Below are 17,912 nucleotides of genomic sequence, written 5' to 3' on the forward strand. Positions count from 1 at the left end.
TCACATCGAGGGTCAGCCCTGTTCGCAAGGAGTGTGCGGTATGCCTGCCATTGTCGTGGTGCTTGCCGTGGCGGTGTTGTTCTACCTGGGGTATCGCTCCTACTCGGCGTACCTGGCCAAGAAGGTGTTCGCGCTGGACCCGGCGTTCGTCACGCCGGCGCACAGCATGCGAGACGGCATCGATTTCGTGCCGACCAACAAGCACGTCCTTTTCGGTCACCACTTCACCTCGGTCGCCGGTGCCGCGCCCATCGTGGGCCCCGCGATCGGCGTGTTCTGGGGCTGGGGTCCCGCGCTGGCCTGGGTCGTCCTCGGGACGATCTTCGCAGCGGGGGTCCACGACTTCGGCGCGCTGGCGGTGTCGGTGCGGCATCGCGCCAAGAGTATCGGCACGCTGGCGAAGGAAGTGGTGAACAAGCGGGCGCGCACCCTCTTCCTTCTGATCATCTTCTTCCTGCTGACCCTGGTCAACGCCGTCTTCGCGGTGGTGATCGCCAACCTGTTCGTCGCCAACCCCGAAGCGGTGCTGCCGATCCTGCTGCAGATCCCGATCGCGATCGGGATCGGCCAGTACGTGTACCGCACCCGCAGTGCGGCGCTGCTGCCCTCGATCGTCGGCGTGGTCGTGCTGTACGTCACGATCGGGCTCGGGCAGCTGCTGCCGATCTCGCTGGAGGGCATCGCGGCCCAGGACGGCCTGTTCACCGAGCGCAACATCTGGGTGCTGCTGCTGTTCGCCTACACCTTCGTCGCGTCGCGGCTGCCGGTGTGGGTGCTGCTGCAACCGAGGGACTACATCAACTCGCACCAGCTGTTCATCGCGCTCGGCGTCATCGGCCTCGGCATCCTGGTGGGGATGGACACGATCAAGGCGCCGCTGGTCAACGATCCGCCGGAGGGATCGCCCAGCTGGTTCCCGTTGCTGTTCATCACCATCGCGTGCGGCGCCATCTCCGGCTTCCACAGCCTGGTGGCGTCGGGCACGACGGCGAAACAGCTCGACAAGGAGACTGACGCCCGCTACGTCGGCTACGTCGGGGCCGTCGGTGAGGGGTCGCTGGCGCTGGGCTCGATCCTCGCGTGTACGGCGGGGCTCGTGGCCACGACGGCGGACTGGGACGCGATCTACGCCGACTTCTCCTCGGCGTCGGGTGGTGCGACCTCCAACTTCGTGAACGGCGTCGCGAGCTTCGCGGGCAACCTCGGTGTCCCCGCCTCCATCGGCGTCATCTTCGCCGCGGTCGTGGTCATCAGCTTCGCCGCGACCACGATGGACACCGGGGTCCGGCTCCAGCGCTACATCGTCCAGGAGATCGCCGAGATCACGGGCGCGAGGAAGATCGCCCGCAACGCCACCCTCGCCACCGGCATCGCCGTGATCGTGCCGCTGGTGATGGCGCTGTTGCCCGGTGGCGGCGACAAGGGCTACACGTTCGGCGTGCTGTGGCAGCTGTTCGGCACCACCAACCAGCTCACGGCCGGTCTCGCGCTCGCCGTGATCGCGGTGTGGGTCACGAAGAGCCGCCGCAACCCGGCGGCTGTGCTGATCCCGCTCGTGTTCCTGCTGGTTATGACCTGCTGGGCGCTGGTGGAGAACCTCGCCACGTTCGTGGACGAAGGGCAGTGGGTGCTCGCGCCCCTCGACGCGATCATCTTCGTGCTGGCGCTCTGGTTGATCGTCGAGGCCGCGCTGGCGCTGCGGGGCGCGTGGGCGTCGCGCGACGCCGAGCCCGCGCCCGAGCCGGAGCCGGAACTCGACCGGTGAGCGTGGGCGCACGGCTCGCCGCCGCCTGGCGGAAGCTGGAACGCGGGCACGACCAGCTCTTCGTCGCCCGCTGGCGGCGTGGGCTGCACCAGCAGGCCCGCAGGGAGCAGGACACTCTGCGGGCGCTGGTGCTGCTGGAGTCGCTCGGGGTGGACAACCCGGTGGCGTACGAGACTCTGGACCTCGTGCCGTACCTCGTCGCCGACGTCCACGCCTGGCACCAGCGGCTGGGACGCGAGCGGTTCGGTGACCCCGGGGTGTGCTGTTGATCCGGTTCTTCGGCGGCAAGGGTGGCGTGGGCAAGACCACGCTGGCCGCCGCGTTCGCGCTGTCCCGCGCGCGGAGCGGGCTGCGCACGCTCGTCGTGTCGACCGATCCAGCGCACTCGCTGGGTGACGTGCTCGACACGGCGCTGTCCGACGCCCCGGCCGAGGTGCTGCCGGGCCTGTGGGCCGCCGAGATCTCCGGGGAGCGCCAGGCCCGCCGCCGTGTCGCCGAGATCACCGAGGACGCGCGCCACGCCGTGCCCCGCGATGTGCTGCCCGCCGTCGAGCGCCACCTCGCCCGCGCGGTGGACAGCCCGGGCACCGTGGAGTCGGCCCTGCTCGACCGGCTCACCGAACTCGTCGACCAGGTCGGTACCGAGTGGGACGAGCTGGTGGTCGACAGCGCACCCACCGGCCACATGGTGCGGCTGCTGACGCTGCCCGCGCTGCTCACCCCCTGGATCGAGGGCCTGGCCCGCCAGCGCGCGAAGGCGTCGGACGCGGAGCGCATGGTCGCGGGGATGATCGGCGACACGGCGGACGACGAACCGGACCCGTTGCTGCGGCGCCTGCACGCCCGGCGCGAGCGCATGGAGTGGATGCGGACGCAGCTGGTGACTCGTGCGCTGGTGCATCTGGTGGTGGTGCCGGAGCGGCTGCCGCTGGCCGAGACGGTGCGGGCCGCGGAGTCGTTGACCGACGCCGGGCTGCGCCTGGGAGCCGTGCTGGTCAACCGCGTGCTGCCCGACGACGATCCCGGACTGCTCGGCCGCCGGGTCGACCAGCAGGAGGAAGTGTTGCGGCGGTTGACGGCGCGGTTCGCCGACCACGGGGTCGTCGCGGTGCCGTTGCTGGCCGACGCCCTGACCGGTGCCGGGGAGCTGGGCGTCCTGGCCGACCTGCTCGCCGCCGCCGACCTCGCCTGAGGCGGCGCCCGCCCACGGTGCGACACTGGCGGTGTGGGTGCTCCGGCCTCGTCGTTCGTCCTGCCCGAGTCCGCGTCGCGTGGACTGGGGACCAGGCCCTTCGGCGTCTACGTTCATGTTCCGTTCTGCGCGACGCGCTGCGGGTACTGCGACTTCAACACCTACACGGCGGGTGAACTGGGCAGTGCCGCCTCACCGGCGTCCTGGCTGGACGGCCTGCGCGGGGAGCTGGAGCTCGCGGCCGCGACCCTCGGATCGCCCCCGCCCGCCGACACCGTGTTCGTCGGCGGCGGCACGCCGTCGCTGCTCGGCGCCGACGGGCTGGCACAGGTGCTCGACGCCGTGCGCCAGGCGTTCGGCCTCGCCGACGACGCCGAGGTGACCACCGAGTCGAATCCCGAGTCCACCTCACCCGAGTTCTTCGCCGGGCTGCGGGCCGCCGGATACACGCGGGTGTCGCTCGGTATGCAGTCGGCCGCGCCGCACGTGTTGCGCGTGCTCGACCGCACGCACACGCCCGGCCGTCCCGCACGGGCCGCCGCCGAGGCCCGCGACGCGGGGTTCGAGCACGTCAACCTCGACCTCATCTACGGGACACCGGGTGAGCGCACCGAGGACCTGCGGGAGTCGGTGGAGACCGTGCTGGCGGCCGGCGCGGATCACGTGTCGGCGTACGCGCTGATCGTCGAGGAGGGCACGGCGCTGGCCCGCCGGGTGCGGCGGGGCGAGTTGCCCGCGCCGGACGACGACGTGCTGGCCGCCGACTACGAGTTGATCGACTCGCTGCTGCGGGGTGCGGGCCTGCACTGGTACGAGGTGTCGAACTGGGCGGCCTCGCCCGAGGCGCGCTGCCGCCACAACCTGGGCTACTGGCTCGGCGGCGACTGGTGGGGAGCGGGGCCGGGCGCGCACAGCCACGTCGGCGGCGTGCGGTGGTGGAACGTGAAGCATCCCGCGCGCTACGCGGCCGCGGTGGCGGGTGGTGAACTGCCCGTGGCCGACCACGAGCGGTTGACCGGCAGCGACCGGCATCTGGAGCGGGTGATGCTGGAGTTGCGCCTGGCCGAGGGTCTGCCGCTCGATGTGCTGGCGCCCTCGGGCCGCGAGCAGGCCGGTGCGGCCGTCGGCGAGGGGCTGCTCGACCCCGGCGCCGCTGCCGAGGGCAGGGCGGTGCTGACCGGGCGTGGCCGGTTGCTGGCCGACGCCGTGGTGCGGCGCCTCGTCGACTGAGGTCGCCTACCGCGCCGGGCCCCGCCGCACCACCCGGATCGTCAGGCCCGCTGTCGACAGCCGGTGCAGCAGCGCGTCGCCCATCGCGGTGGCGGTGGTGACCTGGCCAGCCGTCGGGGGCAGGTCGTCAAAGGCCAGGCAGAGCGCCGACTCGGCCAGCATCTTCGCGGTCTCGTCGTAGCCGGGGTCGCCGCCCGCGAACTCGGTGACGACCCGCTCGCCGCCACCCTCGCCGACGAACCGCACGGAGAACCACGACCGCAGCCTGCGGTGCTCGCTGGGCCCTTCGCCGGGCTTGCGGATACCGGCCAGCGCCCGGCGGGCGGGCGGAATCTGGGCCAGTATCCCGAGCACCGCCAGCCCGAGCCCGGCGGCGAGGATCGTGGGCAGGCGTTTCACCGACGCGTAGTGGCGGTAGGTGAAGTCCGGTCCGTAGCGCTCCAGCGCGGCGGCCGAGCGACCGACGATCTGCGGGTCGAGTGTCGGCAGTGGAACGAGCCAGCGACGGGTCTCGGGGTCGCGGCGTGGCGGCCCGCCCGGCAGGTGTACCCGGCGGTGCCGTGGCTCGACGCGGCGGCGTTGCCGTGCGACGCGGGCCATCTGACGTGGTCGCGACAGCGCGGTGAGCGCGGAGGCGTAGGTGCCCCCGGAGAACTCCGCGCGGGCCCGCACCTGGCCCTGCACCCGCAGCGGCACATCCTGGGGCAGGTGCTGGACGGTGAAGTAGACGCCGAGGTCGTAGGGCACGGAGTCGAATCCGCAGGCGTGGACCAGGCGGGCGCCGCTCTTCGCCGCCGTGTCATGATGCGCCAGATACATCCGGTCAACGAACTCCGGCTCCCCGGTGAGGTCCACGTAGTCGGTGCCGGTCCGGGCGCACGCGGCCACCAGCGCTTCGCCGTAGTGCAGGTACGGCCCGACGGTCGTGATCACTACCCGGGTGGACTCGGCGAGCCGCGTCAGCGACCCGGGGTCACCGACGTCGGCGTGCAGCAGCGGCAGCTCGGCGCACGCGGGGTTGATCCGTGCCAGCCGCTCTCGTACCCGTTCGAGCTTGTCCCGGCTCCGCCCCGCGAGGGCCCAGCGGCAGTCGTCCGGGGCGTGGCGGGCCAGATAGTCCGCCGTGAGCCCTCCGGTGAAGCCGGTTCCACCGAAGACGACGACGTCGTACTCCCGATCGGCCATGGTGTCCCTCCGTGGTCGCCGTGTGTTCCATGCGTAACACGGAAAACCGTCGCGACGGGCCGGAGGTGACGAGAGTCAACCCGTGCGGAGGTGCGACACGCCCGCACGACACGCGATCGTCCGCCGGATTGAAAGGCATGGCACCGGGGTACCTGCTCGATCATGACCGATAACCACGAGCTGGCTCCCGAGGCCGATGTCACCGAGCAGCGCCTGTCCGCCAGTGACGGGGCCGACGCCGACACCGGCGGTGCCGACGCCCTGGAGCAGTCGCTGCCGATGGAGGCGAACCCCGCCGACGTGGCCGAGCAGGCGACGGTCGTCCCACTGGAAGACGACGACGAATTCCGGGCGGATAGCTGAGGTGTGGATTTCTCGCAACCGGGGTAAACGGCCCCCACTGACGCGGATCGCACGAGCACGGAGGTGACACCACAGATGGCCGACACGTCTCGCCTGCCCACACCGGTCGCCGAGGTCTGGGAGTGGCAGCGGCACGGCAACTGCCGCAATCTCGACAGCGCGGTGTTCTTCCATCCTGACGGCGAACGCGGTTTCGCGCGCGCCGACAGGGTGGCGCGGGCCAAGGAGATCTGCCGCACGTGCCCCGTCATCGTGCAGTGCCGTCACCACGCGCTCACGGTGCAGGAGCCCTTCGGGGTCTGGGGCGGTCTCGACGAGACCGAACGCCGCGAGGCCATCGCGCGGCGCAAGAAGCTGCAGCCCGCGGTCTGACTCGGGGGAGGTGCACCGCGTGCGGTTCGGGTACACCACACTCACCGAGCAGGCTGGGCCGAGGGAACTGGTCGCGCACGCCGTCGGGGCGGAACGGGCGGGATTCGACTTCTCGGTAATGAGCGACCACTTCTCGCCGTGGCTGGACTCGCAGGGCCACTCGCCGTACGCCTGGAGCGTGCTCGGAGCGGTCGCGCAGGCCACGGAGCGCGTCGAGCTGATGACGTACGTGACCTGCCCGACGATGCGGTATCACCCGGCCGTGGTGGCGCAGCAGGCCGCGACCGTGCAGCTGCTGTCCGAGGGGCGGTTCCTGCTGGGCCTTGGAGCGGGGGAGAACCTCAACGAGCACGTGGTGGGGCGCGGGTGGCCGCCCGCGAACGTTCGCCACGAGATGCTCACCGAGGCCATCCAGATCATCAGTGATCTCTTCGAGGGCGGGTACACGAACTTCACGGGCGCGCACTACCGGGTCGACTCGGCGAAGTTGTGGGACCTGCCCGAGTTGCGCACGCCCGTCGGCGTCGCGGTGTCCGGCGAGCAGTCGGTGCGCCGGTTCGCCCCACTGGCCGACGCGATGATCGCCGTCGAACCCCGGCGCGAGCTCTGCGCCCGGTGGGACGAGGTGCGCTCGGCCGCCGACGTCGGGAACTCGCGCAAGATCGGGCAGCTTCCGGTCTGCTGGGACCGCGACGACGAGGCCGCGGTGGCCCGCGCGCACGATCAGTTCCGCTGGTTCGCGGGTGGCTGGAAGGTCAACGCGGAGCTGCCCGGCCCGGCGTCCTTCGCGGCGGCGACGCAGTTCGTGACGCCCGAGGACGTGGCGGCGGCCATTCCGTGCGGTGCCGACGTGCAGCGGATCGTGGACGCGGTGACCCCGTTCGCGGAGGCCGGCTACACCGATCTCGCGCTGGTGCAGATCGGCGGCGAGCACCAGGACGTGTTCCTCGACGTCGCGGAGCGGGAACTGTTGCCGGCGTTGCGGAAGGCGTTGCCGCACTGACTCGCGCCTCGCGGCTACCACGCTTCGGGGGTCGTGCTGCGCCGCAGCCGCGCCAGCGCCCGGTGCTGTGAGGTGCGGACGTTCGCGGGCGAGAGTCCCAGCACGTCGGCGGTTTCCCTGGCGGAGAGCCCGACCACCACGCGCAGCACCACGATGTCGTGCTGCAACGGCGACAGTTGCCCCAGCAGGTCGTGCAACCGGTCGCCCGCCTCGGCGTTGAGCAAGTGGTGCTCCGGCTCGTTCCCGTCGTCGAACGTGTCGGGAACCACGGGAGTCGGCAGGCTGCGTTCGCGCGCGACGAGGCGGAACGCGTCGGCCACCTTGTTCGACGCGATGGCACGCACCAGAAACAGGAACGATCCGCCACGGTCGCGGTACTGGGGCAGTGCCTGCAACACCGCGACACAGATGTCCTGGGCGACGTCGTCGGCGCTGATGTAGCCGAAGTCGCGACGGCCCAGCTTCGCGCGGCAGTAGCGGGTCACCACGGGGGCGATCATCGTGGCCAGCACGTGCACCGCGTGGGCGTCGCCTTCGGCGGCGTCCCGGACGATCGGGTCGATCCGCGCGGTGGTCAGTTCCTCTCGCGGTGCTGGAACGACACTGTCCATTGTCGGCTCCCACTACGGGTGGGTGCCGTCGGAGTCCGGCGGCGACGGCGGACGGGCGACCGTACGGCGTCTGGTCCACACGGCATCGAAGGGGAGCGGTACGTGTGGTGGACGTGTACGCCATGATAGGCCGCCGTCCACCGGCGATCCACCTCAGTCGTTTCCTACCGGGACGGCACCAGCAGCGCGAGCAGCGCGAGCAGGGCCGTGGCGGCGACGAGCACTGTGACGGCCGCGGGCACCGCCGGTGGCAGCGGCCGGGGCGGTGCCGCGGCGCGCAGCTCGCGGTCCCGGTAGGCCCCCACAGCCGCGAGTCCCACTGCCAGAACGGCGGTGCAGGCAGCGGTCACCGGTAACACCTGCCAGCCGGTGCGCACGGTCTGGTAGAGCAGCAGCGCCGAGACGGTGGCGGCTCCCAGCGCACTGCGCTGCCACGCGAGACCGGTGCGCTCGGCGGGCACACCCCGCGTGGGTTCACCGCCGCTCATCCCGACACCAGCAGCACGGCGGCGACCGCCGTGATCACCAGCACCGCCACCGACACCACGAGCAGCAGGATGTTGCGCGGCAGCGGTTCGTCGCGGCGCATGGCTCGCTGCACCCGCCACCAGCGCGGGTAGGCGGCACACGCGAGCACGGTGGCCAGCGCGAGGCACAACGCGGCCAGAAGCGAGCGAGCACGCTCGGTCGCCAGATCCGGCAGCAACTGGTGTACCGCGACGCCCCCGGCGATCAGGCCGAGCGCGGTGCGGATCCACGCGAGGAACGTCCGCTCGTTGGCGAGGGTGAACCGGTAGTCGGGTTCGGAATCGCTTCGCCCGCCGCCGTCGGGTTCGTGGCGCCGACCCCGGGGTGAGGACGGGCCGTCCGGGTGGCGGCCCGCGTTCACTCCGCCCCGGACACGGCCCTCACCGCGTCGGCGGTGTTCTGGTACACCGGCATCTGCGACACCAGCCCCGTCGCCTCCAGCGGGCGCAGTACCACCCGCTTGGTCGCCACGATGGCCCAGGCGAGCCGGTCGTTCGCGGCCTGTTCCGACAGTTCGGCGAGGACGGACAGCCCGGCGGACCCGAGGAACCCGATGCCGTCGAGGTCGAGCACCAGCCCCGCGGACGCGGGCACGCTCTCCGAGACCCACTGTCTGAGTTCGGGAGCGGAGAGCAGGTCGACCTCACCGGAGATGCGCGCGAGCACCGCCTGACCCTCCTGCCACTCGGCGTCGATGCGCATGCCGTGGCTGTCGAGCGATCGGAGTCCTGCGGGTGTCGTCGACTGGGAACTCAGGGTGTTCGGGTCGCTGCTACGCACTGTCGTCCCTCCGTGCGCTTCGAAGTCGGCCACACGGGCAGAAGCCGGAATTCCGACGCGAGGAAAGGCTGCGCAAGGTCCGGAACCTGCCGTGAACGCGGCTGCACACGGCAACCGCGCTTTCCACCGTAGAAAGGTGGCGTCGCAATTCGCAACCTCCTCGTGCGCTTGTCACACGACACCGCCGTGGGGTTTGCCGGGGTGATCGGCAGGGTAAGCCGCTACCTCGCCGCACACCGCGAGCGAAACAGGAGGGTGCCGATGAGTGACGGCAGTGAGCCGGTGACCCCGCCGCAGGACACGGGGCTGCCCGACAGCGCCGAGACCGATCCGGCCGGACTGAGCAGCGCGGAGGACCTCGATGAGGACCGGCTGCGGGTCGATCCGCTGGAGGAGGGCGTCGAGCCGCCGGAACACTGGAGCGAGGCCGATCGCTACGGCATGACCCCGTTCGAGCAGCAGCAGGGCGAGCCGCTCGAGGAGCGTGTCCGGCAGGAGGAGCCCGACGTCGCGCAGGCCGAGATTCCCGAGCGGCCCGTGGCCGCCACCCCCGCGACCGAACTCGACGACACAGTGGACCAGGTGACCGAGGACGTGGCGCCGGTCATGCCGGAGGACGACCCGGCCCCGCCGGACACCCCGGGTGTGCGGCGCGGCCAGAACGCCGATCAGGCGGGCGGTTCCGTCGCCGACGCGCTGCGCACGCCGGGCGGCGACGACGCGGACAGCGGGCGCCCGTGAGTCCCGCTCCCGCCGACGCGCGCGGCACGACCGAACGGTTGCTCGCGGCGGCGCGGCGGGACGACGTGGCCGAGCTTGCCGCCGTCCTCGCCACGGTCGTCAGATCGCGGGGTGAGCGAGACGGGCTCGTGGAAGGCGTGCTGGCCGAACTCGTCGCCGCGGTGTCGGCGTCGCTGGGACGGCGTGCGGGTGCGCCGGCGCGTGGTGATGTCTTCACGGCGGATCTCACCGACGCGGACGACGAGGCGCTGGCCGTCGACGAACTCGACCCCGCGCTGCGCGCGGTGCTCAGGGCCGTCCTGGCCCAGCTCAACGGGGATCCGGACGACTCGCGATTCCAGATCGGTCTTGTGCGCGCCGATCCCGAACCGCTGTCGCGACTGGACGCGCTGTGGCACGCCCTGCTGTGGGTGACGCTGCTGGAGGACGCGGACTCTGGCGACGGCTGAGCCACCGGCGGCCATCCGGTGAACCGACACCGATGACCGGTCACAGATCCGCGACCCGCCGAGTACCCGCGCGGGCGGCGTGCGCGCGCGAATACCCCTACGGTGGGGGTGGCAGCAGTACGCAATCGAAGGGAAACGCCGACATGCTCGCCATGACTGACGCTGCCGCCGAGGCGATCAGCGCGCTGACCGCACAGGACGGTCAGGAATCCGCAGGGCTGCGGTTCGCGGTGCGGGAGGAGAACGAGAGCGGCGCCCAGCTCGCGCTGTCGATCGCTCCGTCCCCCGAGGAGGGCGATCAGGTGCTCGGCACCGACAGCGGCGCCAAGGTGTTCCTCGAACCTCAGGCGGCGACCTTCCTGGACGACAAGGTCCTCGACATCCAGCAGGATGACCAGGGCCAGCTGAACTTCGCGGTGATGCAACAGCAGGAAGAGGCGTAGGCGACGCCGTTTGCCCCCGGGGCGCCGGTGGTATGCCGCGTCGGTGACCGGTCGACGGTGCCGGCGTGGCGGCCACCGGCGGCTCGGCGGGTGTACGTGGCGCTCGCCCGGTCACGGACCGCCGAGCGAGGGGAGCCGCATGAAGGCCGTGACGTGGCAGGGCAAGCGTTCCGTCCGGGTGGACGAGGTCGCCGACCCCCGGATCGAGCAGCCGACCGACGCCGTGATCCGGGTAACGTCGACCGGCCTCTGCGGTTCCGACCTCCATCTGTACGAGGTGCTGGGGGCGTTTCTGGACCCCGGTGACATCCTGGGGCACGAGCCGATGGGCGTGGTCGAGGAGGTCGGCGCCGAGGTCGGCAATCTCAAGCCGGGCGACCGGGTCGTCGTCCCGTTCAATGTTTCCTGTGGACACTGCTACTACTGTGACCGCGATCTCCAGTCGCAGTGCGCCACCACGCAGGTCGTGGAGCACGGTAAGGGCGCGTCGCTGTTCGGCTACACCAAGCTGTACGGGCAGGTGCCCGGTGGGCAGGCCGAGCGTCTGCGCGTTCCCTTCGCGAACTACGGGCCGATCAAGGTCCCCGAGGGCCCGCCCGACGACCGGTTTCTGTATCTCTCCGACGTCCTGCCGACCTCCTGGCAGGCGGTGGAGTACGCGCACGTTCCCGACGGTGGCTCGCTGCTCGTCCTCGGGCTCGGCCCGATCGGGCAGATGACCGCACGCATCGCGCGGCATCGCGGCGCGCGGCACGTCATCGGGGTCGACCTCGTCGACGAGCGACTCGACCTCGCCCGCCGCTACGGCATCGACACGATCGATCTGCGCCAGTACAAGCACGTGGGCGACGCGGTCCGCGATCGCACCGACGGCCGAGGAGCCGACTCCGTCGTGGACGCCGTCGGCATGGAGGCACACGGCTCGCCGGTGACGGGGGTGGCGCAACAGCTCGCGACCCTGCTGCCCGGACCGGTGGCCGCCAAGGCCGTGGAGAAGGCCGCCGTCGACCGGCTTTCCGCGCTCTACACGGCGATCGACGCGGTGCGCAGGGGCGGCACCATCTCACTGTCCGGTGTGTACGGTGGCATGCTCGACCCGATGCCCATGATGACGTTGTTCGACAAGCAGGTCCGGCTGCGCATGGGCCAGGCGAACGTCCGGGCCTGGATCGACGACATCCTGCCCCTGGTCACCGGGCAGGACGATCCGCTCGGGGTCGAGGACTTCGCCACGCACCACCTGCCGTTGTCGGAGGCGCCGGACGCCTACGCGATGTTCCAGCAGAAGCGGGACGGCGCCATCAAGGTCGTGTTTCAGCCCTGAGGTGTCAGGAGCCTAAGGCGTTCGGCCTGCGGCGCGCACTACGTCGGCGGTCGCGGAGCGTAGCAGGACCGCGGCGCGGCGCATGGCGTCGTCGGCCGAACTCGCCCGGTCCGCCAGCGCCCGCCACACGGTGATGCCCGCGCGGGACAGTGCCGCGTCGTCCAGGGCGATGCGGCCCGCGACGGCCGCCACGGGCGCGCCGGTGAGCCGTGCGCGGGCGGCGACACCCGCGGGGGCCTTGCCCGCGAGGCTCTGTTCGTCCAGCGAGCCCTCGCCCGTGATGACCAGATCGGCGCCCTGGATGGCGTGGTCGGCGCCGGTCACGGCGGCGACCAGGTCGAACCCGGACTCGACGGTGGCGCCCACGGCCACGGCGCCGCCCGCGACCCCGCCTCCCGCACCGGCACCCGGCACGGACGCCGGGTCGGCAGCACCGGCCCGCACGAGTGCCTCCGCCCAGGTGGCCAGGCCGGTCTCCAGCAACTCGACCTCGCGCGTGCCCGCGCCCTTCTGGGGTCCGAAGACCGCCGCCGCGCCTGCCGGGCCCAGCAGCGGGTTGGTGACGTCGGTGGCGACCCTGAGCTCGGCCCCACCGAGAGTCCGCCGCACCGGGTCGAGATCGACCGTGGCGACGGAGCGCAGCGCGCCACCACCGAGAGCGACCGGCTCTCCCCGGTCGTCGAGCAGCCGTGCGCCGAGCGCCCGCAGCATCCCGGCGCCACCGTCCGTGCTGGCGGTGCCGCCGACCGTGAGCACGATGCCGCGCGCCCCGCCCGCCAGCGCGTGCCGGATCAGTTCGCCGACTCCGTGGGTGTGGGCGGCCAGTGCGGTGGCCGGGGTGGGAAGGACGTGTTCGATCCCGCAGGCCCGCGCCGACTCGACGTAGGCCCGGCCGTCGAGCACCACGTAGTGCGCCGCCACGGGATCGGACAGCGGCCCCCGGACCCGCGCGTCGACCCGGCGACCACCCGCGGCGAGCAGCACGTCGAGCGTGCCCTCTCCGCCGTCGGCGACGGGGCAGCGATCGACCTGCGCTCCTGGCACGACGTCGCGGACGCCCGCCGCCATCGCCTCGGCCGCCTCGACGGCCGTGAGGCTGCCCTTGAACTTGTCCGGTGCCACGACGACCCGCATGGTGCTCACCCGCGCACCGGGGTCAGCGGTGCGTCGCCCCGGAGTACGGCGACCGCATTGCGGGCCGCCAGCGTGGCCATCGCCGTCCGCGTCTGAAGGGTCGCGGAACCCAGGTGCGGGGCGAGGGCGACGTTGTCCAGTTCGAGCAGCCCCGGATGCACGTCGGGCTCCTTCTCGAACACGTCCAGCCCGGCGCCCGCGATGCCGCCCCGGGCGAGGGCGTCGGCGAGTGCGGCCTCGTCGACGACCGGGCCGCGGGTGGTGTTGACGAGGTAGGCGGTCGGCTTCATCGCGGCGAGCGCGTCCGCGTCGATCAGATGCCGGGTCGATTCGGTCAGCGGGCAGTGCAGCGACACGACGTCCGACTCCCGCAGCAGCGCGTCCAGTGGCAGGTACCGCGCACCGAGTTCGGCCTCGACGTCGGCGTCGGCGCGTCGGCGTCCGGTGTAGGCGATGCTCATGCCGAACGCGCGGGCCCTGCGGGCCATCGCCGTGCCGATCTGGCCGAGCCCGACGATGCCGAGTGTCGTGCCCTGCAACCCGGTGCCCAGCAGGAAGCCGAGGTCGAACCGCCACGGCGTGCGGGAGCGCAGCAGCCGCTCGCCCTCGCCGAGCCTGCGGGTCACCGACAGCAGCAACCCGAAGGCGAGGTCGGCGGTCGCGTCGGTGAGCACGTCGGGGGTGTTGGTGACGACGACGCCGCGCGCGGCCAGCGCCGCAACGTCGATGTTGTCGTGGCCCACGGCGACGGTGGACACGACGCGCAGCCGGTCGCCCGCCGCGTCGGCGAGTGCGCCGTCGATGGGGTCGTGCAGCGTGCAGACGATGCCGTCGGCCCCCGCGACGGCGTCGTGCAGTTCCCCGGCCGGCAGCGCGCGGTCGGGTTCGGGCAGCCACACGTCGCCCGCCTCGCGCAGCAGGGCCAGCGCGTCCTCGGGCAGCTTCCTGGTCACCACGATGCGGGGTCGCACGGCGTCGGGCCCCTCTCCTGTGTGTCGTGCGGGTCGGCGTCGAGCGTCACCTTACGGCACCGGACGGCATTGACACCGCTGCTATGTTCATATGAAGAACTTGTGTGCGTCATGCGAACAGAACGAGGTGCTGGAGTGGCGGAGATCGTTTCCCTCGCCGACGCCGTGGCCGAGCTCGTCCACGACGGCGACACCGTGGCGCTGGAGGGGTTCACCCATCTCATCCCGCACGCGGCGGGCCACGAGATCATCCGGCAGGGCCGCCGGGACCTGACGCTCGTGCGGATGACCCCCGACGTCGTGTACGACCAGCTCATCGGCGCGGGCTGCGCGCGCAAGCTGGTCTTCTCGTGGGGCGGTAATCCCGGCGTGGGCTCGCTGCACCGGTTCCGGGACGCCGTGCAGCACGCCTGGCCGGGACCGCTGGAGATCGAGGAACACAGCCACGCAGGGATGGCCAACCGCTACGTCGCGGGGGCGTCGGGCCTGCCGTTCGGGGTGCTGCGCGGCTACGCGGGCACCGATCTGCCCCGGCACACCGGCACGATCGCCGAGATCACCTGCCCCTTCACCGGCGAGCGGCTCGCTGCGGTGCCCGCGCTGAACCCCGACGTGTCGATCGTGCACGCGCAGCGCGCCGACCGGCACGGCAACGTGCAGCTCTGGGGACTGGTCGGTGTGCAGAAGGAGGCGGTGCTCGCGGCCTCCCGCAGCCTGGTGACCGTCGAGGAGGTGGTGGACGAGCTGGAACCGGTGCCGGGCCAGCTGGTCCTGCCGGGCTGGGCGGTGAGCCGGGTCGCCGAGGTGCCGCGCGGGGCGCACCCGTCGTACGCACAGGGCTACTACGAACGTGACAACGACTACTACCGTCGGTGGGACGCGATCAGCCGCGACCGGGACACGTTCCGGTCGTGGGTCCGCGAGACGGTGTCCGGTGCGGAGGTGACCACGGCGTGAACGCGGCAGCGAGGCCGGAGACCGGCTACACGTCCGACGAGATGATGTCCATCGCGGCCGCGCGGGCCCTCACCGGCGGCACCCGCTGCTTCGTCGGCATCGGGCTGCCGTCCACGGCCGCCAACCTGGCGCGCCGGACCCACGCACCGGAGCTCGTGCTGATCTACGAGTCGGGCACCCTCGGGTCGAAGCCGGATCGGCTGCCCGCCTCGATCGGGGACGGGATTCTGGCCGAGACGGCCGATTCGGTGATCAGCGTGCCCGAGGTGTTCAACTACTGGCTCCAGCCGGGCCGCATCGACGTCGGCTTTCTCGGCGCCGCGCAGCTCGACCGCTTCGGCAACATCAACACCACCGTGATCGGCGACGACTACGCCGACCCGAAGGTGCGGCTTCCGGGAGCGGGCGGAGCGCCCGAGATCGCGGGCTCGTGCCGCGAGGTGTTCGTGGTGGTCCGGCAGACGCGGCGCAGCTTCGTCGAGCGGGTCGACTTCGTCACCTCGGTCGGGTTCGGGCGCGGGCCCGGCGATCGTGAGCGGCTCGGCCTGCCCGGCGCGGGCCCGACGCTGGTGATCACCGATCTCGGCATCCTGCGGCCCGACCCCGAGACCTGCGAGCTGGTGCTCAGCCAGGTCCATCCCGGTGTGGACGTCGACCACGTGCGGGAGTCCACCGGGTGGCCGCTGGACGTGTCGCCGGAGCTCACGACGACCGAGGCGCCGACGGAGGACGAGCTGAGGGCACTGCGTGCGCTCACCACAGTGTCGTGACGACTACCGTCCCGAGCGGACAGAGGAGACCCCATGAGTGACGTGTTCGTGCTCGACGCCGTGCGCACGCCGTTCGGCCGCTACGGCGGCGCGCTGTCGGGAGTACGTCCCGACGACCTCGCCGCCCAGGTACTCCACGCGCTGGGCGAGCGATCCGGGCTGGCTCCCGACGCGGTCGACGAGGTCGTGCTCGGCGACGCGAACGGCGCGGGCGAGGACAACCGCAATGTGGCGCGCATGGCGACGTTGCTCGCGGGCTGGTCCACGGAGGTCCCCGGCAGCACCGTGAACCGGCTGTGTGGTTCGGGCCTCGACGCGGTGATGCAGGCGAGCAGGCAGATCGCGCTCGGCGAGGCGTCGGTGGCCGTCGCGGGCGGGGTGGAGTCGATGAGCCGCGCGCCGTGGGTGCTGCCCAAACCGGGCCGCGCGTTCCCGAACGGCAACGAGACGCTGTACTCCACCGCACTAGGGTGGCGCATGGTCAACCCGAGGATGCCCTCGGAGTGGACCGTCTCGCTGGGGGAGAGCACCGAACTGCTGGCCGAGCGCTACGGCATCGGCCGGGACGCCCAGGACGAGTTCGCCCTGCGCAGTCACCAGGCGGCGGCCCGCGCGTGGGACGAGGGCTTCTACGACGACCACGTCGTCGACGTCGCCGGAACGGAGCTGCGGCGGGACGAGGGCATTCGCGCGGACACCTCGCCCGGGAAGCTGGGCGCGCTCAAGCCGGTGTTCCGGCAGGACGGCAGCGTCACGGCGGGCAACGCGTCACCGCTGAGCGACGGCGCGTCCGCCGTGCTGCTGGCCGACCGCGAGGGTGCCGACCGCATCGGCTCGGCGCCGATCGCGCGGATCGCCGGTCGCGGTGCCGCCGGGGTCGACCCGGACGTGTTCGGCATCGGCCCGGTGAGAGCGGCAAAGCTCGCCCTGCGGCGCGCGGGCATCGGCTGGGGCGATCTCGCCGCGGTGGAGCTCAACGAGGCGTTCGCCGCGCAGTCGCTGGCGTGCCTCGCGGACTGGCCGGAGCTCGACCCGGCGCTCGTCAACGTGCGGGGCGGGGCCATCGCGATCGGCCATCCGCTCGGCGCGTCGGGCGGCCGGGTGCTGGCGACGCTGGCCCACGAGCTGCGCCGCCGTGGTGGCGGCTGGGGCCTCGCCGCGATCTGCATCGGGGTGGGGCAGGGCCTGGCCGTGGTGCTGGAGGCGTGAGGTGTCCGGCAAGACATAGGAGGACGGAATGAGCCAGGCTGGTGGTGGGCTTGTTCGGTCCGACCGGGTGCGGGTGTCCCGCAAGACACAGGAGGACGGAATGAGTACGTCGTCGGAGTCGGGGTTGATCCTGCCCCGGTACCGCAGGGACCCGGAGGGAACGCATCCGCCGTTGGACTCCCCGGGATACGGTTCGACGCGGCTGAGGCATCCGACGCAGCCACTGGTGTTGCTGCCCCACAAGCTGACCGAGGTCACCGGCCCGCTGCTGGGGCCGGGACGGCTCGGGGAGTTCGACAACGACCTCACCCGGCAGCATCCCCAGGAGCCGCAGGGCCAGCGCATCCTGGTACACGGCCGGCTGCTCGACGGCGACGGCAGGCCGGTGCCGAACTCGCTCGTGGAGATCTGGCAGGCGAACGCGGGTGGCCGGTACCGGCACGTGTGGGACAACTGGCCGTGTCCGGTGGACCCGAACTTCGAGGGCGTGGGCCGGACGATCACCGACGACGAGGGCCGCTACGAGTTCGTCACGGTGAAGCCGGGCGCGTATCCGTGGAAGAACCACGACAACGCCTGGCGGCCCGCTCACATCCACTTCTCCGTGTTCGGCTCGGCGTTCACCCAGCGGCTGGTGACGCAGATGTACTTCCCGGACGATCCGCTGTTCTCTCAGGACCCCATCTTCAACTCGATCCCCGACGAGAAGGCCCGCCAGCGGCTGGTCTCGTCGTTCGATCTGGACCGCACCGTTCCGGAGTGGGCACTGGCGTTCCGGTTCGACATCGTGCTGCGGGGGCGTGAGGAAACGCCCTTCGAGGCCGAGGACGGCGATGAGGAGGAGGACGAATGAGCCAGGCTGGTGGTGGGCTCGTGGAGTCCGAC

22 protein-coding genes are annotated in these 17,912 nt (G+C 71.9%); 15 read left to right on the forward strand and 7 right to left on the reverse strand.

The window, feature by feature from the left end; genetic code table 11:
• Positions 1 to 40: 40 nt before the first annotated feature.
• From FFT09_RS18345 to hemW, 4 genes are read left to right on the forward strand one after another with little or no spacing between them, the layout of a single operon-like run.
• Positions 41 to 1,765, forward strand: a complete 1,725-nt coding sequence (locus tag FFT09_RS18345; RefSeq protein ID WP_138383442.1) for a carbon starvation CstA family protein — start codon at positions 41 to 43, stop codon at positions 1,763 to 1,765.
• Positions 1,762 to 2,034: a cory-CC-star protein gene (locus tag FFT09_RS18350; RefSeq protein WP_024875831.1), complete on the forward strand. Its 273-nt coding sequence runs from the start codon at positions 1,762 to 1,764 to the stop codon at positions 2,032 to 2,034. The genes FFT09_RS18345 and FFT09_RS18350 overlap by 4 nt, the downstream gene beginning before the upstream one ends.
• Positions 2,025 to 2,957: an ArsA family ATPase gene (locus FFT09_RS18355; protein ID WP_138383443.1), complete on the forward strand. Its 933-nt coding sequence runs from the start codon at positions 2,025 to 2,027 to the stop codon at positions 2,955 to 2,957. Before FFT09_RS18350 ends, FFT09_RS18355 begins: the two co-directional genes overlap by 10 nt.
• Before the next feature lie 33 nt (positions 2,958 to 2,990).
• On the forward strand, positions 2,991 to 4,187 hold the full coding sequence (gene hemW, locus FFT09_RS18360) for a radical SAM family heme chaperone HemW (protein ID WP_024875829.1): 1,197 nt from the start codon (positions 2,991 to 2,993) through the stop codon (positions 4,185 to 4,187).
• A 6-nt stretch (positions 4,188 to 4,193) separates the two neighbouring features.
• Here hemW and FFT09_RS18365 read toward each other — a convergent pair whose 3' ends face one another.
• A complete protein-coding gene (locus FFT09_RS18365) occupies positions 4,194 to 5,372 on the reverse strand; it encodes a saccharopine dehydrogenase family protein (protein ID WP_138383444.1) in 1,179 nt (392 codons plus the stop codon).
• Positions 5,373 to 5,534: 162 nt separating this feature from the next.
• Here FFT09_RS18365 and FFT09_RS18370 point away from each other — a divergent pair, with 162 nt between their 5' ends.
• The 3 genes from FFT09_RS18370 (at position 5,535) to FFT09_RS18380 (ending at position 7,110) form a co-directional block, all read left to right on the forward strand.
• Complete coding sequence (locus FFT09_RS18370; protein WP_138383445.1) at positions 5,535 to 5,735, forward strand: hypothetical protein; 201 nt, start codon at positions 5,535 to 5,537, stop codon at positions 5,733 to 5,735.
• A gap of 75 nt (positions 5,736 to 5,810) precedes the next feature.
• Positions 5,811 to 6,107, forward strand: a complete 297-nt coding sequence (locus FFT09_RS18375) for a WhiB family transcriptional regulator (RefSeq protein ID WP_024875826.1) — start codon at positions 5,811 to 5,813, stop codon at positions 6,105 to 6,107.
• A gap of 19 nt (positions 6,108 to 6,126) precedes the next feature.
• Positions 6,127 to 7,110 carry a TIGR03557 family F420-dependent LLM class oxidoreductase gene (locus FFT09_RS18380; protein WP_138383446.1) on the forward strand — a complete coding sequence of 328 codons (984 nt, stop codon included), beginning with the start codon at positions 6,127 to 6,129 and terminating at the stop codon, positions 7,108 to 7,110.
• A gap of 14 nt (positions 7,111 to 7,124) precedes the next feature.
• Here FFT09_RS18380 and shbA read toward each other — a convergent pair whose 3' ends face one another.
• The 4 genes from shbA to FFT09_RS18400 form a co-directional block, all read right to left on the reverse strand.
• The gene (gene shbA / locus FFT09_RS18385) at positions 7,125 to 7,721 is read right to left on the reverse strand and encodes an RNA polymerase sigma factor ShbA (RefSeq protein WP_138383447.1); all 597 of its coding nucleotides are present in this window, start codon (positions 7,719 to 7,721) and stop codon (positions 7,125 to 7,127) included.
• A 164-nt stretch (positions 7,722 to 7,885) separates the two neighbouring features.
• Positions 7,886 to 8,209 (reverse strand): DUF202 domain-containing protein, encoded by a 324-nt coding sequence (locus tag FFT09_RS18390; protein WP_081195065.1) that lies wholly within the window; start codon positions 8,207 to 8,209, stop codon positions 7,886 to 7,888.
• Positions 8,206 to 8,610 (reverse strand): YidH family protein, encoded by a 405-nt coding sequence (locus tag FFT09_RS18395; protein WP_138383448.1) that lies wholly within the window; start codon positions 8,608 to 8,610, stop codon positions 8,206 to 8,208. Before FFT09_RS18395 ends, FFT09_RS18390 begins: the two co-directional genes overlap by 4 nt.
• On the reverse strand, positions 8,607 to 9,029 hold the full coding sequence (locus tag FFT09_RS18400; protein WP_024875821.1) for an anti-sigma factor antagonist: 423 nt from the start codon (positions 9,027 to 9,029) through the stop codon (positions 8,607 to 8,609). Before FFT09_RS18400 ends, FFT09_RS18395 begins: the two co-directional genes overlap by 4 nt.
• A gap of 261 nt (positions 9,030 to 9,290) precedes the next feature.
• On the opposite strand from FFT09_RS18400, the gene FFT09_RS18405 reads away from it, so the two are divergent.
• The 4 genes from FFT09_RS18405 to FFT09_RS18420 all read left to right on the forward strand — a co-directional run bounded on the left by FFT09_RS18405 (position 9,291) and on the right by FFT09_RS18420 (position 11,986).
• Positions 9,291 to 9,770 carry a hypothetical protein gene (locus FFT09_RS18405; RefSeq protein WP_081195069.1) on the forward strand — a complete coding sequence of 160 codons (480 nt, stop codon included), beginning with the start codon at positions 9,291 to 9,293 and terminating at the stop codon, positions 9,768 to 9,770.
• Positions 9,767 to 10,219 (forward strand): hypothetical protein, encoded by a 453-nt coding sequence (locus FFT09_RS18410; protein ID WP_138383449.1) that lies wholly within the window; start codon positions 9,767 to 9,769, stop codon positions 10,217 to 10,219. The genes FFT09_RS18405 and FFT09_RS18410 overlap by 4 nt, the downstream gene beginning before the upstream one ends.
• Positions 10,220 to 10,362: 143 nt before the next feature.
• The gene (locus tag FFT09_RS18415; RefSeq protein ID WP_024875818.1) at positions 10,363 to 10,662 is read left to right on the forward strand and encodes a HesB/IscA family protein; all 300 of its coding nucleotides are present in this window, start codon (positions 10,363 to 10,365) and stop codon (positions 10,660 to 10,662) included.
• Between the two features lie 139 nt (positions 10,663 to 10,801).
• Positions 10,802 to 11,986 carry a zinc-dependent alcohol dehydrogenase gene (locus tag FFT09_RS18420; protein ID WP_138383450.1) on the forward strand — a complete coding sequence of 395 codons (1,185 nt, stop codon included), beginning with the start codon at positions 10,802 to 10,804 and terminating at the stop codon, positions 11,984 to 11,986.
• Between the two features lie 12 nt (positions 11,987 to 11,998).
• On the opposite strand, the gene FFT09_RS18425 is transcribed toward FFT09_RS18420, so the two are convergent.
• On the reverse strand, positions 11,999 to 13,120 hold the full coding sequence (locus FFT09_RS18425) for a glycerate kinase (RefSeq protein ID WP_138383578.1): 1,122 nt from the start codon (positions 13,118 to 13,120) through the stop codon (positions 11,999 to 12,001).
• A 5-nt stretch (positions 13,121 to 13,125) separates the two neighbouring features.
• Positions 13,126 to 14,091 (reverse strand): 2-hydroxyacid dehydrogenase, encoded by a 966-nt coding sequence (locus tag FFT09_RS18430; RefSeq protein ID WP_138383451.1) that lies wholly within the window; start codon positions 14,089 to 14,091, stop codon positions 13,126 to 13,128.
• A 135-nt stretch (positions 14,092 to 14,226) separates the two neighbouring features.
• Between FFT09_RS18430 and FFT09_RS18435 the strand changes: the two genes are divergently transcribed.
• The 4 genes from FFT09_RS18435 to pcaH all read left to right on the forward strand — a co-directional run bounded on the left by FFT09_RS18435 (position 14,227) and on the right by pcaH (position 17,880).
• Positions 14,227 to 15,048 carry a CoA transferase subunit A gene (locus FFT09_RS18435; RefSeq protein WP_024875810.1) on the forward strand — a complete coding sequence of 274 codons (822 nt, stop codon included), beginning with the start codon at positions 14,227 to 14,229 and terminating at the stop codon, positions 15,046 to 15,048.
• 41 nt (positions 15,049 to 15,089) lie between these two features.
• Positions 15,090 to 15,818 (forward strand): CoA-transferase subunit beta, encoded by a 729-nt coding sequence (locus FFT09_RS18440; protein ID WP_138383579.1) that lies wholly within the window; start codon positions 15,090 to 15,092, stop codon positions 15,816 to 15,818.
• 33 nt (positions 15,819 to 15,851) lie between these two features.
• Positions 15,852 to 17,027, forward strand: a complete 1,176-nt coding sequence (locus FFT09_RS18445; RefSeq protein ID WP_138383452.1) for a thiolase family protein — start codon at positions 15,852 to 15,854, stop codon at positions 17,025 to 17,027.
• Positions 17,028 to 17,127: 100 nt separating this feature from the next.
• Positions 17,128 to 17,880 carry a protocatechuate 3,4-dioxygenase subunit beta gene (gene pcaH / locus FFT09_RS18450; RefSeq protein ID WP_081195081.1) on the forward strand — a complete coding sequence of 251 codons (753 nt, stop codon included), beginning with the start codon at positions 17,128 to 17,130 and terminating at the stop codon, positions 17,878 to 17,880.
• The last annotated feature ends 32 nt before the right edge of the window (positions 17,881 to 17,912 follow it).

The sequence above is a fragment of the Saccharomonospora piscinae genome, assembly GCF_005862235.1.
Lineage (GTDB): Bacteria > Actinomycetota > Actinomycetes > Mycobacteriales > Pseudonocardiaceae > Saccharomonospora > Saccharomonospora piscinae.

Excerpts from the sequence above, each read along its gene's own strand:
- FFT09_RS18345 (WP_138383442.1), top strand. The coding sequence starts at position 41 with ATGCCTGCCATTGTCGTGGTGCTTGCCGTGGCGGTGTTGTTCTACCTG.
- FFT09_RS18365 (WP_138383444.1), bottom strand. The coding sequence starts at position 5,372 with ATGGCCGATCGGGAGTACGACGTCGTCGTCTTCGGTGGAACCGGCTTC.
- FFT09_RS18370 (WP_138383445.1), top strand. The coding sequence starts at position 5,535 with ATGACCGATAACCACGAGCTGGCTCCCGAGGCCGATGTCACCGAGCAG.
- FFT09_RS18375 (WP_024875826.1), top strand. The coding sequence starts at position 5,811 with ATGGCCGACACGTCTCGCCTGCCCACACCGGTCGCCGAGGTCTGGGAG.
- shbA (WP_138383447.1), bottom strand. The coding sequence starts at position 7,721 with ATGGACAGTGTCGTTCCAGCACCGCGAGAGGAACTGACCACCGCGCGG.
- FFT09_RS18390 (WP_081195065.1), bottom strand. The coding sequence starts at position 8,209 with ATGAGCGGCGGTGAACCCACGCGGGGTGTGCCCGCCGAGCGCACCGGT.
- FFT09_RS18405 (WP_081195069.1), top strand. The coding sequence starts at position 9,291 with ATGAGTGACGGCAGTGAGCCGGTGACCCCGCCGCAGGACACGGGGCTG.
- FFT09_RS18415 (WP_024875818.1), top strand. The coding sequence starts at position 10,363 with ATGCTCGCCATGACTGACGCTGCCGCCGAGGCGATCAGCGCGCTGACC.
- FFT09_RS18420 (WP_138383450.1), top strand. The coding sequence starts at position 10,802 with ATGAAGGCCGTGACGTGGCAGGGCAAGCGTTCCGTCCGGGTGGACGAG.
- FFT09_RS18425 (WP_138383578.1), bottom strand. The coding sequence starts at position 13,120 with ATGCGGGTCGTCGTGGCACCGGACAAGTTCAAGGGCAGCCTCACGGCC.
- FFT09_RS18440 (WP_138383579.1), top strand. The coding sequence starts at position 15,090 with ATGATGTCCATCGCGGCCGCGCGGGCCCTCACCGGCGGCACCCGCTGC.
- FFT09_RS18445 (WP_138383452.1), top strand. The coding sequence starts at position 15,852 with ATGAGTGACGTGTTCGTGCTCGACGCCGTGCGCACGCCGTTCGGCCGC.
- pcaH (WP_081195081.1), top strand. The coding sequence starts at position 17,128 with ATGAGTACGTCGTCGGAGTCGGGGTTGATCCTGCCCCGGTACCGCAGG.